The 15,332-nt window shown below is 62.2% G+C and carries 13 protein-coding genes; 9 read left to right on the forward strand and 4 right to left on the reverse strand.

Annotated elements, in window-relative coordinates:
• Positions 1-458: 458 nt before the first annotated feature.
• Genes B3229_RS06735 through B3229_RS06745 form a run of 3 tightly spaced genes read left to right on the forward strand, consistent with a single transcriptional unit; the run spans position 459 to position 2,016 of the window.
• Positions 459-782: a YqcC family protein gene (locus tag B3229_RS06735; protein ID WP_048786944.1), complete on the forward strand. Its 324-nt coding sequence runs from the start codon at positions 459-461 to the stop codon at positions 780-782.
• A complete protein-coding gene (gene truC, locus B3229_RS06740; RefSeq protein WP_048786943.1) occupies positions 782-1,558 on the forward strand; it encodes a tRNA pseudouridine(65) synthase TruC in 777 nt (258 codons plus the stop codon). Before B3229_RS06735 ends, truC begins: the two co-directional genes overlap by 1 nt.
• Before the next feature lie 11 nt (positions 1,559-1,569).
• Positions 1,570-2,016 carry a flavodoxin gene (locus tag B3229_RS06745; RefSeq protein ID WP_286870173.1) on the forward strand — a complete coding sequence of 149 codons (447 nt, stop codon included), beginning with the start codon at positions 1,570-1,572 and terminating at the stop codon, positions 2,014-2,016.
• Positions 2,017-2,054: 38 nt separating this feature from the next.
• On the opposite strand, the gene garD is transcribed toward B3229_RS06745, so the two are convergent.
• Entirely contained in the window at positions 2,055-3,614 is a 1,560-nt protein-coding gene (gene garD / locus B3229_RS06750; RefSeq protein WP_048786941.1) for a galactarate dehydratase, read from the reverse strand.
• Between the two features lie 574 nt (positions 3,615-4,188).
• Between garD and B3229_RS06755 the strand changes: the two genes are divergently transcribed.
• The 6 genes from B3229_RS06755 to B3229_RS06780 all read left to right on the forward strand — a co-directional run bounded on the left by B3229_RS06755 (position 4,189) and on the right by B3229_RS06780 (position 11,176).
• Entirely contained in the window at positions 4,189-5,535 is a 1,347-nt protein-coding gene (locus B3229_RS06755; RefSeq protein ID WP_048786940.1) for an MFS transporter, read from the forward strand.
• 9 nt (positions 5,536-5,544) lie between these two features.
• On the forward strand, positions 5,545-6,891 hold the full coding sequence (locus B3229_RS06760; protein ID WP_286870174.1) for an enolase C-terminal domain-like protein: 1,347 nt from the start codon (positions 5,545-5,547) through the stop codon (positions 6,889-6,891).
• 10 nt (positions 6,892-6,901) lie between these two features.
• Positions 6,902-8,233, forward strand: coding sequence for a glucarate dehydratase (gene gudD, locus B3229_RS06765; protein ID WP_286870175.1), 1,332 nt, complete (start codon positions 6,902-6,904; stop codon positions 8,231-8,233).
• Between the two features lie 45 nt (positions 8,234-8,278).
• A complete protein-coding gene (garL, locus tag B3229_RS06770; protein ID WP_033752898.1) occupies positions 8,279-9,049 on the forward strand; it encodes a 2-dehydro-3-deoxyglucarate aldolase in 771 nt (256 codons plus the stop codon).
• Positions 9,050-9,068: 19 nt separating this feature from the next.
• Positions 9,069-9,953 carry a 2-hydroxy-3-oxopropionate reductase gene (garR, locus tag B3229_RS06775; RefSeq protein WP_286870176.1) on the forward strand — a complete coding sequence of 295 codons (885 nt, stop codon included), beginning with the start codon at positions 9,069-9,071 and terminating at the stop codon, positions 9,951-9,953.
• An 80-nt stretch (positions 9,954-10,033) separates the two neighbouring features.
• Complete coding sequence (locus B3229_RS06780) at positions 10,034-11,176, forward strand: glycerate kinase (protein WP_286870177.1); 1,143 nt, start codon at positions 10,034-10,036, stop codon at positions 11,174-11,176.
• A gap of 192 nt (positions 11,177-11,368) precedes the next feature.
• Here the strand turns inward: B3229_RS06780 and B3229_RS06785 are convergent, their stop codons facing one another.
• The 3 genes from B3229_RS06785 to B3229_RS06795 are packed head-to-tail and all read right to left on the reverse strand — an operon-like array spanning position 11,369 to position 14,958.
• Positions 11,369-12,433: a sugar ABC transporter substrate-binding protein gene (locus B3229_RS06785; RefSeq protein WP_286870178.1), complete on the reverse strand. Its 1,065-nt coding sequence runs from the start codon at positions 12,431-12,433 to the stop codon at positions 11,369-11,371.
• Positions 12,434-12,457: 24 nt separating this feature from the next.
• Positions 12,458-13,456, reverse strand: coding sequence for an ABC transporter permease (locus B3229_RS06790; protein WP_286870179.1), 999 nt, complete (start codon positions 13,454-13,456; stop codon positions 12,458-12,460).
• Entirely contained in the window at positions 13,453-14,958 is a 1,506-nt protein-coding gene (locus B3229_RS06795; RefSeq protein ID WP_048785606.1) for a sugar ABC transporter ATP-binding protein, read from the reverse strand. Before B3229_RS06795 ends, B3229_RS06790 begins: the two co-directional genes overlap by 4 nt.
• Positions 14,959-15,332: the final 374 nt, after the last annotated feature.

Below are 15,332 nucleotides of genomic sequence, written 5' to 3' on the forward strand. Positions count from 1 at the left end.
CCTAAATCTGGTCTATAAACAAATAATGTAACGCTGTTTAGTACCTTGTTTATTCAGCGGCCTCTGCCAGAATAGTCAGCAGTTGGCAGGAAGCCAGAGGATTGAAGATAGCGTCAGGATACGTCATGCCAGGAGGCGGGACCGTAACGGAGTTTACGTCACACGGAAGGCTTCAGGATGAAGCAGGATACTCAGGAGAGAGTCAGGGACACCTCCAGGAAGGAGAACGAGAGCCGCACATGATGCGCGGCGGGCCTGGAAGCCAAAGGAATTATCAGGACGATAAGCGCAGGACGGCGCACAGGAAAAGTTGTCACGGATGAGGCAGGGAGCATCAAAGTAGCGGGAAAGCTGCAAACGAACCGGGAGCACTGTTTTAACAGTGCTCCCTTTTTTTGCGCCCGCGTCCGGCGGTGGTATGCTTGCGGCCCGAATTTACCGCTCGCTGGAGGTGGCCTATGACCCCTTTACTGTTACAACGGCTGGAGCAGCTCGAAGCGCTGCTGCGCGATCACCATCACTGGCAGGAAACGCCCCCGTCCGCCAGCGCCCTCGCCAGCAGCCAGCCTTTCTGTCTCGACACGCTGGAGCCGCTCGAATGGCTGCAGTGGGTTCTCATTCCGCGTATGCGGGCGCTTATCGCCGCGCAGCAGCCGCTGCCGCAAAATTTTGCTATCGCCCCCTATTTTGAAGTCGCGCTGACCGCCGCCACGCCGGGCCATGCGCCGATTCTGCACAGCCTGACCCAGCTCGACGCGCTGTTTATGGACGATCCTGCCTGATGCTGGAGATTATCTATCAGGATGAATGGCTGGTGGCGGTCAATAAACCCGCTGGCTGGCTGGTGCACCGCAGCTGGCTGGATCGCAAAGAGAAGGTGGTGGTGATGCAGACCGTGCGCGACCAGATCGGCCAGCACGTCTTTACCGCGCATCGGCTCGACCGTCCGACCTCCGGCGTGTTGCTGATGGGCCTCTCCAGCGACGTCGGGCGCCTGCTGTCGCAGCAGTTTGAGCAGCATCAGATGCAGAAAACCTACCACGCGGTCACGCGCGGCTGGCTGCAGGAGAGCGGCACGCTCGACTATCCGCTGGTGGAAGAGCTAGACAAGATTGCCGATAAGTTCGCCACGGAAGCGCGCGCGCCGCAGCCGGCGGTGACCGACTATCAGGCGCTGGCCTGGGCGGAAATGCCGGTGGCGATTGGCCGCTATCCGAGCGCGCGCTACAGCCTGATGCAGCTTTCGCCGCGCACTGGCCGCAAGCATCAGCTGCGCCGCCATATGGCGCATCTGCGTCATCCGATTATCGGCGATACCACCCACGGCGATCTGCGGCAAAATCGCGGCGCGGCGCAGCATTTCGGCGCCGACCGCCTGATGCTGCACGCCAGCAGCCTGGCGCTGACGCACCCGGTGACCGGCGAACCGCTGGTGATCCGCGCCGGGCTGGATGCGGTTTGGCACCGGCTGGCCTGCGAGTTCGGCTGGCAGGCGGCGTTCGCCGCCGCAGGGCTTGAGTTTGCCGCCGCGGCAGGCGAGGATAGCACCTCAGCTTAAGGAGCAGGCACATGGCGAAGATTGGCATTTTTGTAGGTACGGTATACGGCAACGCGCTGCTGGTGGCGGAAGAGGCGCAGCCTGTTTTACAGGCGCAGGGTCACGAGGTTGCGCTCTATGACGATCCGACGCTCGGGCAGTGGCAGGCATACGGCGGCGACGTCGCGCTGGTGATCACCTCGACCACCGGCCAGGGCAATTTCCCCGACAACATCGCTGCGCTTTATCACGACGTGAAAGATAAGCTGGGCTATCAGCCGACGCTGCGTTACGGCGTCATCGCGCTCGGCGACAGCAGCTACGATCACTTTTGCGGTGCGGGCAAAACCTTTGACGCGCTGTTGCAGGAGCAGGGCGCGCAGCGCGTCGGCGCGGTGCTGCTGGTGGACGCAACCGAAGATCCTGAGCCGGAGACGGTCACTTCGCCCTGGGTCGAGGCCTGGGGAAAACAGCTGTGAGTTAATCGCGCGCTGCCGCAGCGCAGCGCGCGTCCTTATCAGGTCACCGGCGCCGGATTGAACACCGCCAGCTGATTGCGAATGCCCCAGCGATCCGACCAGGTTTGCTGGCGGCCGCTGGCAATATCCAGAATCAGGTGGAAGAGCCGCCAGCCAACCTGCTCGATAGTCTCTTCGCCCGTGGCAATGGTGCCGGCGTTGATATCCATCAGGTCGTGCCAGCGATCGGCCAGCGCGTTGCGCGTCGCCATCTTGATCACCGGAATCGCCGCCAGGCCGTAAGGCGTGCCGCGTCCGGTGGTAAAGACCTGTAGCGTAATGCCCGACGCCATCTGCTGGGTGCCGCAGACGAAATCGCTGGCGGGCGTGGCGGCGTAAATCAGCCCACGCCGCGTCGGCCGCTGGCCCGGCGACAGCACTTCGACAATAGCGCTGCGGCCCGACTTGGCGATCGATCCCAGCGCTTTTTCCACCACGTTCGCCAGTCCGCCCTTTTTATTGCCGGGCGAAGGGTTGGCGCTGCGGTCAGTCTGGCCCTGATCGAGATAGTCGTCATACCACGCCATCTCTTCCAGCAGCCGCTTGCCCACCTCTTCATTAATGGCGCGCGGCGTCAGCAGATGGATAGCGTCGCGCACTTCGGTCACTTCGGAAAACATCACCGTTGCGCCGCAGCGCACCAGCAGATCGGAGGCGAAGCCCACGGCGGGATTCGCGGTCACGCCGGAAAAGGCGTCGCTGCCGCCGCACTGCGTGCCGACAATCAGCGCGGAGGCGGGGCAGGTCTCGCGCTGGCGGCGGTTGAGACGCTCAAGGTGCCTTTTCGCCACGCTGAGGATTTCTTCCACCATCGCGCCGAAGCCGATATGGCGCTCATCCTGCAAACGCACAATGTCGCTATCGTCCAGCGAGATCGCCTGCACGTCGCTGGTGCCGGTCAGCAGACGCTCGGGCTGCAGCTTCTCGCAGCCGAGGCTCACCACCATGATTTCGCCGCCGAAGTTGGCGTTCAGCGCCAGGTTATGAATGGTGCGGATCGGCACCACCGCCGCCGGCGCGTTAATCGCCACGCCGCAGCCGTAAAGGTGGTTCAGCGCCACCACGCCATCGACGTTCGGGTAGTTCGGCAGCAGATCGCGCTCGATAATCTGCACGACATAGTCCACCACGCCCGCCACGCAGTGCACGCTGGTGGTAATGCCGAGCAGGTTGCGCGTGCCGACGCTGCCGTCCGCGTTGCGGTAGCCTTCGAAGGTATAGCCTTCCAGCGGCGGCAGCTCGGGCGGCACGTTAGTCGCCAGCGGCAGGCTGGCGAGCGGCGGCGCTTCGGGCAGTGCCACCAGCGACTCGTCGATCCAGCCGCCTTGCGCGATATCGCGCAGCGCATAGCCGATCACTTCGCCATAGCGGAGAATGGCCGCGCCCTGCGGAATGGCGGCGAGCGCCACTTTATGCCCTTGCGGCACATGCTCCGTCAGCGTCAGCCCGTCGGGAAAGGTCGTGCCTGCCGGCAGCCCCTGGTTGTTGACCACGATAGCGACATTGTCATCTTCATGGACTTTGATATAAAGCGGCGGCTCATTGAGAATTCGGTTCATCGCTCACCTTCCAGTCATGCATACGCGAGTCATTAATAAAGTGCCTTCGCAGGCGAAAGCCTGCCCGCAGGCCGGGTCAGTGGCCTGGCGCGCCGTACGTGGCGGCGCGTTATCGTTCTTCATGTCGCACATCGGATTTGCCAGCCTTAGTATATGAACGCGGGTTGCCCGCCGCATTGTGCAACTGTCCGGCATTTACACCCATTTCCGCTGCTTTTTGGTTCGCTTTTCCAAAAGCAAGTGAAGAGTCTCACAAAGGCGCCGACCTTCGCTTAATTAATCGCCATTTCGGGCGGGAAAAACCGGGTTCCGTGAGGCGCGCCGCAGTCGGCTGTGCAACTGCCAGACAATGCGTGCATTAGCGGCTTAATTGTCAGGCGTTCTTCCAGTGCCTCCGCCTTTTGTCATTCCTATACTGGCTTTCGTTATACGACGTTAGGTTATTCGTCACGACGCACTATCGGTTTGCCCCTATAAAAAATCGCCGTGTTTAACCCGACTTCTCTCTGATACCCAACGCGATGTGTATGCAGTCAGAGCGAATGTAGCGAACGCTATATTTCAGGAGTGCATCATGAATAGTTACAGCCAGACGGCGGAAGCGGTGCAGAAGCGCACCAACGCCCGCTACTGGATCGTGGTGATGTTGTTTATCGTCACCTCGTTCAATTACGGCGACCGCGCCACCATTTCTATCGCCGGTTCCGCCATGTCGAAAGATATCGGCCTCGACTCGGTCGGACTGGGCTACATCTTCTCGGCGTTCTCGTGGGCCTACGTTATCGGCCAGATCCCAGGCGGCTGGCTGCTGGACCGCTTTGGATCAAAACGCGTCTACTTCTGGAGTATCTTCCTCTGGTCGCTTTTTACTCTGCTCCAGGGCTTTGTCGATGTCTTTAGCGGCTATGGCATTGTGGTTTCACTGTTCATGCTGCGCTTTATGGTTGGTCTGGCAGAAGCGCCATCCTTCCCAGGCAACAGCCGTATCGTCGCGGCCTGGTTCCCGGCGCAGGAGCGCGGTACCGCCGTCGCCATCTTTAACTCGGCCCAGTATTTCGCCACGGTGATTTTTGCGCCGATTATGGGCTGGCTGGTATCAGAAGTGGGCTGGGCGCACGTGTTCTGGTTTATGGGCGGTCTTGGCATCATCCTCAGCTTTATCTGGCTGAAAGTGATCCACGATCCCAACGACCATCCTGGCGTGAATAAAGCCGAGCTGGAGTATATGGAGCAGGGCGGCGCGCTGATCAATATGGATGCGAAAAAGGCGCAGCAGAAAGTGAGCTGGGATGAGAAGTGGTTCCAGATCAAGCAGCTGCTCTCCTCGCGCATGATGCTGGGCATCTATCTCGGCCAGTACTGCGTCAACGCGCTCACCTACTTCTTTATCACCTGGTTCCCGGTCTATCTGGTGCAGGCGCGCGGCATGTCAATTCTGAAAGCGGGGATGATCGCCTCGATTCCCGCGGTGTGCGGCTTTCTCGGCGGCGTGCTGGGCGGCGTCATCTCCGATTACCTGATGCGTAAAACCGGCTCGCTTAACATCGCGCGCAAAACGCCTATCGTGCTCGGCATGCTGCTCTCTATCAGCATGGTGATGTGTAACTACAGCGACACCGAATGGGTGGTGGTGTTCTTTATGGCGCTCGCCTTCTTCGGCAAAGGCATTGGCGCGCTGGGCTGGGCGGTGATGGCGGATACCGCGCCGAAAGAGATCAGCGGCCTGAGCGGCGGCCTGTTCAATATGTTTGGCAACTTCTCCGGCATCGTCACGCCTATCGCTATCGGCTACATCATCGCCACCAGCGGTTCGTTTGAAGGCGCGCTGATCTATGTCGGCATCCATGCGTTCGTCGCCGCCTTCAGCTTCCTGGTGATTGCGGGCGATATCAAACGTATCGAACTGAAACCGCGGACATAAGGAGAGAGTATGTCTACGCAAAGCTCACCGGTGATTACCCGCATGCAGGTAATCCCGGTCGCCGGATACGACAGTATGCTGCTGAATATCGGCGGCGCGCATAACGCCTGCTTTACCCGCAATATCGTGGTGCTGACCGACAGCGCCGGACATACCGGCGTCGGCGAAGCGCCGGGCGGCGACACCATCTACCAGACGCTGGTGGAGGCGATCCCGCAGGTCGAAGGCCAGCAGGTGGCGCGCATGAACCGGCTGGTGCAGCAGGTGCATAAGGGTAACCAGTCGGCCGATTTCGACACCTTCGGCAAAGGCGCCTGGACCTTCGAGCTGCGCGTCAACGCGGTCGCCGCGCTGGAAGCGGCGCTGCTTGACCTGCTCGGCCAGTGCCTCGGCGTGCCGGTGGCGGAGCTGCTCGGTCCCGGCCAGCAGCGCGACGAGGTGACGGTGCTGGGCTATCTCTTCTATATCGGCGACCGCTGTAAAACCGATCTGCCCTACCAGAGCGGCGAGAACGGCGACCACGACTGGTATCGCCTGCGCCATCAGGAGGCGCTGACGCCCGACGCGGTGGTGCGTCTGGCGGAGGCGGCGCAGGACAAATATGGCTTTAAGGATTTCAAACTCAAAGGCGGCGTGCTGCCGGGCGAGCAGGAGATAGCCTCCGCGGCGGCGCTGAAGCGGCGCTTTCCGGACGCGCGCATTACCGTCGATCCCAACGGCGCATGGACGCTGGACGAGGCGATCCGCCTCTGCAAAGGCATGGGCGAAGTGCTGACCTACGCAGAGGATCCGTGCGGCGCCGAGCAGGGCTATTCCGGCCGCGAGGTGATGGCGGAGTTCCGCCGCGCCACCGGGCTGCCGGTCGCCACCAATATGATCGCCACCAACTGGCGCGAGATGAACCACGCGGTGATGCTCAACGCGGTCGATATTCCGCTGGCCGATCCGCACTTCTGGACGCTGAGCGGCGCGGTGCGCGTGGCGCAGCTCTGCGACGAGTGGGGCCTTACCTGGGGCTGCCACTCCAATAACCACTTCGATATTTCGCTGGCGATGTTTACCCACGTCGGCGCAGCGGCGCCGGGCATTCCGACCGCGCTCGATACCCACTGGATCTGGCAGGAGGGCGACCAGCGCCTGACCAGACAGCCGCTGCAGATCCGCAACGGCAAAATCGCCGTGCCCGACGCGCCGGGGCTCGGCGTCGAGCTGGACTGGGATCGGCTGCGCCAGGCCAACGACCTCTTTAAATCGCTGCCGGCGGGCGCGCGTAACGACGCTACCGCCATGCAGTATCTGATTCCCGGTTGGACGTTCGACCGTAAGCGCCCGGCATTCGGCCGCGCCACAGTGTAAGGAGCAGGAGATGAGTTCGACACCGAAAGTCACAGCGATGCAGGTTATTCCGGTAGCCGGATATGACAGCATGTTGCTCAACCTGAGCGGCGCGCACGCGCCTTTTTTCACCCGCAATATCGTGATTATCAAGGATAACGCGGGCCACACCGGCGTCAGCGAAATTCCCGGCGGCGAGAAAATTCGCCAGACGCTGGAAGATGCGGCGGCGCTGGTGATCGGCAAAACGGTTGGCGAGTACAAAAACGTACTCAGCCTGGTGCGCAGCACCTTCGCCGATCGCGATTCATCGGGGCGCGGCAGCCAGACCTTTGATCTGCGCACCACCATTCACGTGGTCACCGGCATTGAGGCGGCGCTGCTCGACCTGCTGGGCCAGCATCTGCAGGTCAACGTCGCCACGCTGCTGGGCGACGGACAGCAGCGCGACCGCGTTGAGATGCTCGGCTACCTGTTCTACATCGGCGACCGTAAAAAGACGGCGCTCCCCTACCAGAGCCAGGAAGATGAGGCCTGCGACTGGTATCGCCTGCGCCACGAAGAGGCGCTGACGCCGGACGCGGTGGTGCGGCTGGCCGAGGCGGCGTACGACAAGTACGGCTTTAACGACTTCAAACTCAAGGGCGGCGTGCTGCGCGGCGGCGAAGAGGCGGAAGCGGTGACGGCGCTGGCGAAGCGCTTTCCAGAGGCGCGCATTACGCTCGATCCCAACGGCGCCTGGTCGCTCAACGAGGCGATCCTGCTCGGCAAGCAGCTGAAAGGGGTGCTGGCCTATGCGGAAGATCCGTGCGGCGCCGAGCAGGGTTATTCCGGCCGCGAGGTGATGGCGGAGTTCCGCCGCGCCACCGGGCTGCCGACCGCCACCAATATGATCGCCACCGACTGGCGGCAGATGGGCCACACGCTGTCGCTGCAGTCGGTCGATATTCCGCTGGCCGATCCGCACTTCTGGACCATGCAGGGCTCGGTGCGGGTGGCGCAGATGTGCCACGACTTCGGCCTGACCTGGGGCTCGCACTCCAACAACCACTTCGATGTCTCGCTGGCGATGTTCACCCACGTCGCGGCCGCTGCGCCAGGCGCTATCACCGCCATCGATACCCACTGGATCTGGCAGGAGGGCAACCAGCGCCTGACCAAAGAGCCGCTGCAGATCAAAGGCGGCATGGTGCAGGTGCCGCAGAAGCCGGGGCTGGGCGTCGAGCTGGATATGGATCAGGTGATGCTGGCCAACGCGCTGTATCAAAAACATGGACTGGGCGCGCGCGACGATGCGCAGGCGATGCAGTTTCTCGTACCGAACTGGACCTTCGACAATAAACGTCCCTGTCTGGTGCGCTAACTTTTAGGCTCCCTGCGGGGAGCGGTTGTAACGGGAGAAGAGATGATGAGTAACACAGCCTGGCCGAACGCATTTCGCCGTCGTCTGCTGGCAGGAGAAACCCTGATCGGCAGCTGGTGCGCGCTGGCGAACCCTATTACCACCGAAGTGCTCGGCCTGGCCGGTTTCGACTGGCTGGTGCTGGACGGCGAACATGCGCCCAACGACATTACCACCTTCGTGCCGCAGCTGATGGCGCTCAAGGGCAGCGTCAGCGCGCCGGTGGTGCGTCCGCCCTGCAACGAACCGGTGATCATCAAGCGCCTGCTGGATATCGGCTTCTACAACTTCCTGATCCCGTTTGTGGAAACGGAAGAGGAGGCGCTGCGCGCCGTGGCCTCGACCCGCTATCCACCCGCCGGCATTCGCGGCGTCTCGGTGTCGCACCGCAGCAATATGTACGGCACGCTGCCCGATTACAACGCCACGGTGAACGACAACATTACGGTGCTGGTGCAGATTGAAACCCAGCAGGCGGTCGACAATATTGACGCCATCGCCGCGGTAGAGGGCGTCGACGGCATCTTCGTCGGGCCGGGCGATCTCTCCGCCGCGCTCGGCTATCTCGGCCAGCCTGCGCACCCCGAGGTGCTGAAGGTCATTAAGCATGTTTTCGAGCGCGCCAAAGCGGCGGGCAAGCCGAGCGGCATCCTCGCGCCGGTCGAAGCGGACGCGCGTCGCTATCTGGAATGGGGCGCCAGCTTCGTGGCAGTGGGCAGCGACTTAGGGGTCTTCCGCAACGCGACTCAGGCGCTGTGCGACAAATTTAAGAAGTAACTGACGAAGGGGAAAGGCAATGAAAATTGGATTTATCGGCCTCGGCATCATGGGCAAACCGATGAGTAAAAACCTGGTGAAAGCCGGTTATTCTCTGGTCGTGCGCGATCACAACGCCAGCAACGAAGCGGAATTAAGCGCGCTGGGCGCCACCGTAGCCAAATCGCCGAAAGAGGTGGCGGAGCAGGTTGACGTGGTGATCACCATGGTGCCCAACTCGCCGCAGGTGAAAGAGGTTTGCCTGGGCGAGAACGGCATTATCGACGGCGCGAAGCCGGGCCTGATCGTCATCGATATGAGTTCTATCGCGCCGCTCGCCAGCCGCGAAGTACATGACGCGCTGGCGGAGAAAGGCATCAAAATGCTCGATGCGCCGGTGAGCGGCGGCGAGCCGAAAGCGATCGAAGGAACGCTTTCCGTGATGGTGGGCGGCGACAAAGAGATCTTCGATCGCTGCTACGACATCATGAAGGCGATGGCGGGATCGGTGGTGCACACCGGCGATATCGGCGCGGGCAACGTCACCAAGCTGGCGAACCAGGTGATCGTGGCGCTCAATATCGCCGCAATGTCGGAAGCGCTGTCGCTGGCGACCAAGGCGGGGGTCAATCCCGAGCTGGTCTATCAGGCGATCCGCGGCGGGCTGGCGGGCAGCACCGTGCTCGACGCCAAAGCGCCGATGGTGCTGGATCGCAACTTCAAGCCGGGCTTCCGCATCGACCTGCATATCAAGGATCTGGCCAACGCGCTCGATACCTCGCACGGCATCGGCGCGCATCTTCCGCTCACCGCCGCGGTGATGGAGATGATGCAGGCGCTGCGCAACGATGGCCAGGGCAACGCCGACCATAGCGCGCTCGCCTGCTATTATGAAAAATTAGCCAAAGTTGAGATAACCCGTTAACGCGTCGCGGCGGCCGGCGCGGCCGCCGCACTACGCCATCACGGATGATGAATCGTCTATCAACAGCGCCTGGATTGCCTATGAAAATCGTAATCGCACCGGATTCATACAAAGAGAGTTTATCCGCCTCAGGCGTGGCAACCGCGATTGAAGCGGGCTTCCGCGAGATTTTTCCTGACGCCACTTACGTGAAGATACCGGTTGCCGACGGCGGCGAAGGCACGGTTGAGGCGATGGTGGCGGCGACGGCGGGGAGTATCGTTAACCTGCGCGTAACCGGACCGCTCGGTGCGCCGGTAGACGCCTTCTACGGCCTCTCCGGCGACGCACGCACCGCCTTTATCGAAATGGCGGCCGCCAGCGGGCTGGAGCTGGTGCCCGCCGCGCAGCGCGATCCCCTGACCACCACTTCGTTCGGCACCGGCGAGCTGATCAAGAGCGCGCTGGACAAGGGCGTCGGGCATATCATTATCGGCATCGGCGGCAGCGCCACCAACGACGGCGGCGCGGGCATGATGCAGGCGCTGGGCGCGCGGCTGCTGGACGAACAGCAGAACGAGATCGGCTTCGGCGGCGGCGCGCTGCCGGGGCTGGCAAAAATTGATATCAGCGGACTGGACGCGCGCGTGCGGCAGTGCCGTTTCGAAGTGGCGTGCGACGTGACTAATCCGCTGACCGGCCGCGACGGCGCGTCGGCTATCTTCGGCCCGCAGAAAGGTGCGACGCCGCAGCTGGTGAAGCAGCTGGACAGCGCGCTGGCGCACTATGCGGCGATTATTCAGCGCGATCTCGATATCGACGTGCTGCATATTCCCGGCGGCGGCGCGGCGGGCGGCATGGGCGCGGCGCTGCACGCCTTCTGCCAGGCGGATCTGCGACGCGGCATCGAAATTGTCACCGAGGCGCTCGGGCTGGCGGAGCTGGTCAAAGACGCTTCGCTGGTGATTACCGGCGAAGGGCGCATCGACAGCCAGAGCATCAACGGCAAGGTGCCGATTGGCGTGGCGCAGGTGGCGAAACGGTTTAATAAGCCGGTAATCGGTATTGCCGGCAGCCTGACGGCGGATGTCGGCGTGGTGCATCAGCACGGTCTGGACGCGGTATTCAGCGTGCTCTACAGCATCTGTACGCTGGAGGAGGCGTTGACGAATGCCGAAACCAATCTGCGGCTGGCGGCGCGCAATATCGCCGCGACGCTGAAGATTGGCGGCGTAATAGAGTAAAAAAGCGGCCCTCAGACGGCTAACAAACTTAAAATGTGGATGACATGGATCGAAGAGCAAAGCGTCCCGCGCAAGGGACTGCGCGGGTCGAGCTGTCAGGGATGACGCTTTTTGCGTCTTTGCGATCGAGCCATGTCATCCACATCAGCGCTTTTTCAGTAATCTCAAGCAGCCCTCAGGCCGCTTTCTGTTTTACTTTTTGTATTTCGCTTCCAGCGTCGCGAACCACGGCGCGACGAAATCGTTATTGCCGCCCCAGCCGGGGACGATCTTGTTCAGCGACGCCACGTTAATCGCGCCCTGCTGGCTGTTCAGCTGCTGCTGAGAGATTGAGGCGCCTTTGAAATCGTAGCTGGCGGGCGTGGCTTCGCCGGCGATCTTATTCGCCACCAGGCGCATATTCACCGCCCCGATGGTTTTCGGATCGACCGCCACGGTCTGCACCCAGGGACTATTCTTCTCGCGCATCAGCTGCAGATCCTGGTTAGAGACGTCGATGCTGTAGAGCTTGATCTCGGTGCGGCCGTTCTCCTGCAGCGCCTTATAGGCGCCCTGGCTAAAGGCGTCCCACGCGCCCCAGATCGCGTCGATCTTTCCTTTCGGATACTTCGCCAGAATCGCGCCGATCTTATTGGCGGTATCGCCCTGCACGTCGGAGGAGACCGCGCCGATCGACTCCAGCTGATGAATGCCTGGATTCTCCTTCAGCAGCTTCTCATACACCACCTGACGGCGCTCCATTGCCGGGAAACCGGCCACCCACAGCTTGACGATATTGGCCTTGCCGTTGAAATCCTTGATCAGCTGGCCGAGCGACGACTGCGCCAGCGAGGCGTCATCCTGCGCGGTGACGGTCACGCCGGGGATCGGCGTATCGACCGGCGTGTCGAACACCGACACTTTGATGCCCGCGTCGGCGACGCGCTTCACCAGACCGCTGGCGTAGGGCGCTTTGCCGTGTGACAGAATAATGCCGTCATACTTCTGGCTGATCGCCTGATTAACGAAGTCCTGGAAACGCGCGTCGTCGCCGTTGCTGAGAAAGGTGCTGACCTTAAAGCCCAGCTTGCGGCCTTCCTGAATGGCGCCGGCGACAAACTGCGTGGTGTTGTCGTCGGAGCCCAGGTTACGGATCACCGCGATGCGCACCGGTCCTTCGTGACTGGCGATGGGAGCAGGCACGGGAGCGACCGTATCGGCGACGGCGCTGGCGGCGATCAGGCTGACGGCCAGCAGAGAGAGCGTTATTTTTTTCATTGTCTTTTTCCAGGTTAATCAGCGTTAGCGGCGCTGAACGTAGGTCATCGCCAGTGCCAGAGCCAGCACCAGTCCTTTAATAATGTCCATGGCGTAATAGGGAACGGAAAGCATCACCAGCCCGTTTTGCAGCACGCCGAGCAGCACCGCACCTACCAGCGTGCCGAGCGCGTTAGGCTTGCCGGCGCCCGCCAGCGACAGCCCGATCCAGGCGGCCGCCACGGCGTCCATCAGGTAGCCGCCGCCAGCGTTGACCTGCGACGAACCGATGCGCGACGCCAGCAGAATGCCGCCCAGGCCCGCCAGCAGCGAGGCGATCACATAGGCCAGCACGCGATAGCGCGTGGTGCGGATGCCGGAGAGGCGCGCCGCTTCCGGGTTGCCGCCCAGCGCATACATGCGGCGGCCGTGCGTGGTGAGCGACAGCGCCAGCTGCGCCGCCGCCGTCACCACCAGCATAATAATGACGATCACCGGCACCTGGCCGAGCAGGCCGAAGCCCGCCGGAATAGCGCCTTCCGCCATATCGCCGCTCGGCATCACCATGTTTTCCGTGATCGAACCGCCGAAGCTATAGGTCATCGCTACGCCCTGGATAATAAACAGCGTGGCGAGCGTCGCCAGCATATCGGGAATGCACAAAATCACGATCAGAAAGGCGTTGAACAGGCCGATCAGCGTACAGAGCGCCAGGGTCAGCGCAATCGCCTCGACGCTGTTCATGCCGTACCAGACGAACAGCGAGATCACCAGCGCGTTGGCCAGCGAGGCGGTGGAGCCGACCGACAGATCGAAGCCGCCGACGGTCAGCGACACCGAGACGCCCACGGCGATCACCGTCACGATGGCGATGGAACGCAGAATATTGATGATGTTGTTGGGTTCCAGAAAACTGTCGGAGGCGATGCCGAAGCCGGCAATCAGCAGGGCGACCGTGATCAGCATGCCCCACTTATAGAGGAAGTCGAACAGTCGATGGCGCAGCGGCGTCGCCGCGGTCAGGGTAATCTCTTTGCTGCTCACGCAGGGGTTCCTCCAGTGGAATAAAGCAGAAGCGTCTCTTCGGTGGCCGCGCGCCCGTCCAGCTCGGCCACGATGCGCCCGTCCCAGAGCACGCAAATTCGGTCGCACAGCCCAACCAGCTCGGAAAATTCGCCGGAGGCGTAAATCACACCTTTGCCTTCCTGAGCCAGACCGCTAATTAAGCGGAACAGTTCGGTTTTCGCCTTGATATCGACGCCTTTGGTCGGCTCATCGAAAATCAGCACGTCGGCGTGGCTGCGCAGCCACTTGCCGATGGCAATCTTCTGCTGGTTGCCGCCGGAGAGGCGGCGCAGCGGCTGCCCCGGACCGGTGGTGCGCACGTTCAGACGCTGGATCACCGCTTCCGCCCAGCGCCACGCCTGGCGATGGCCGAACAGGCTCCAGCGCGAAAAGCTGCTGTCGGCGCTGACGCTGAGGTTCATCGCCACCGGCTCGTCGATAAAAATGCCCTCTTTGCGCCGCTCTTCCGGCACCAGCGCCATGCGCCGGCTCACCGAATCGTGCGGCGAGCGCGGCCGCCACGGCTTGCCGTGCAGCTCGCCGCGCGTTACGCGGCTTTTGCTGGCGCCGAACAGCGCTTTGCACAGCTCGGTTTTGCCCGCGCCCGCCAGCCCGGCGATGCCGAGGATCTCGCCCTGGTGCAGCCGCAGCGAAATATCCTGCAGCAGCCGATCGTCGTGCAGCCCCTCTACCGCCAGCAGCAGCGGCTGCGCGCTGGCGGGACGGCGCGGCGGATAGATATCGGTCAGCTGATGGCCGAGCATCTTCTCGACGATCTGCTCGCCGCTGAGCGCGGCCATCGGGCCGCTCTCGATCAGGCGGCCGTCGCGCAGCACCGTCAGACGGTCGCAGATCGCCTTCAGCTCATGAATGCGGTGCGAGATAAACACCACGCCGATGCCGCTGTTTTGCAGGCGGCGCACCACGGCGAAGAGCCGCTCGCTTTCGTGCTGGTCGAGCGGGGCGGTCGGTTCGTCGAGGATCAGAAAGCGGCAATGGTGCGACAGCGCGCGCGCCAGCAAAATCTGCTGCTTCTCCGCCAGGGTGCAGCGCTCCACCAGTTGGTTCACGTCGATATTCGCCTCGAGCTGCGCCAGCAGGGCGCGTGCCTGGCGGCGAATAGCGCGCCAGCGAAAACCGTGTCCCGGTTCGGCCAGCCGATCCAGCAGGATGTTTTCCGCCACGCTGAGCTGAGGCACCAGCGCCACGTCCACCTCCTGCTGCACCAGGTGAATGCCGAGTCGTTTCGCGTCGCGCGGGCTGCGTATCGACACCGGCGCGCCGTCCAGCCGGATTTCGCCGCTGTAGTGGCCGTGCGCGCCGGACAGCACCGCCATCAGCGTCGATTTGCCCGCGCCGTTAGCGCCGGTCAGCGCATGCACCGAGTGGCCTTCCGCGACGAAATCCACCTGCGTCAGCGCGGCGAATCCGCCGAATGCGAGTGAGATATTACGCATCTCAAGGCGGTTTAAGGCACTCATTAGCTGAAGCTCCCCTGTTACTGGCTGGCCGCAATTTTTTCCTGAAGTTTCAGGCGCGGCAACAGCCGAAAGCGCATAAGCTAGCACGAAATCTTATTAGCCATCCAGACATCTGGATAGTTTGGCGGCTAAAGCTGGCACGCCCGATAACGCTGGTGTTTTACAACAGGGAAGGAAAGAGAAGTGGTGTTTTATGCTGGCGCGGCGCGCGGGCATAAAAAAACCAGGCCGAAGCCTGGTTGCATGCAGCTGATAAACTCACTACGCGGATGACATGGACCGAAGAGCAAAGCGTCCCGCGCAAGGGACTGCGCGGGCCGAGCTGCCAGGGATGGCGTTTTGCGACTTTGCGATCGGGCCATGCCATCCGCGTT

Source organism: Pantoea sp. UBA5035 (assembly GCF_002415245.1).
GTDB lineage: Bacteria > Pseudomonadota > Gammaproteobacteria > Enterobacterales > Enterobacteriaceae > Pantoea > Pantoea septica.

Excerpts from the sequence above, each read along its gene's own strand:
- B3229_RS06755 (WP_048786940.1), top strand. The coding sequence starts at position 4,189 with ATGAATAGTTACAGCCAGACGGCGGAAGCGGTGCAGAAGCGCACCAAC.
- B3229_RS06795 (WP_048785606.1), bottom strand. The coding sequence starts at position 14,958 with ATGAGTGCCTTAAACCGCCTTGAGATGCGTAATATCTCACTCGCATTC.
- garD (WP_048786941.1), bottom strand. The coding sequence starts at position 3,614 with ATGAACCGAATTCTCAATGAGCCGCCGCTTTATATCAAAGTCCATGAA.
- truC (WP_048786943.1), top strand. The coding sequence starts at position 782 with ATGCTGGAGATTATCTATCAGGATGAATGGCTGGTGGCGGTCAATAAA.
- B3229_RS06785 (WP_286870178.1), bottom strand. The coding sequence starts at position 12,433 with ATGAAAAAAATAACGCTCTCTCTGCTGGCCGTCAGCCTGATCGCCGCC.
- B3229_RS06735 (WP_048786944.1), top strand. The coding sequence starts at position 459 with ATGACCCCTTTACTGTTACAACGGCTGGAGCAGCTCGAAGCGCTGCTG.
- B3229_RS06760 (WP_286870174.1), top strand. The coding sequence starts at position 5,545 with ATGTCTACGCAAAGCTCACCGGTGATTACCCGCATGCAGGTAATCCCG.
- B3229_RS06745 (WP_286870173.1), top strand. The coding sequence starts at position 1,570 with ATGGCGAAGATTGGCATTTTTGTAGGTACGGTATACGGCAACGCGCTG.
- B3229_RS06780 (WP_286870177.1), top strand. The coding sequence starts at position 10,034 with ATGAAAATCGTAATCGCACCGGATTCATACAAAGAGAGTTTATCCGCC.
- garR (WP_286870176.1), top strand. The coding sequence starts at position 9,069 with ATGAAAATTGGATTTATCGGCCTCGGCATCATGGGCAAACCGATGAGT.
- gudD (WP_286870175.1), top strand. The coding sequence starts at position 6,902 with ATGAGTTCGACACCGAAAGTCACAGCGATGCAGGTTATTCCGGTAGCC.
- garL (WP_033752898.1), top strand. The coding sequence starts at position 8,279 with ATGAGTAACACAGCCTGGCCGAACGCATTTCGCCGTCGTCTGCTGGCA.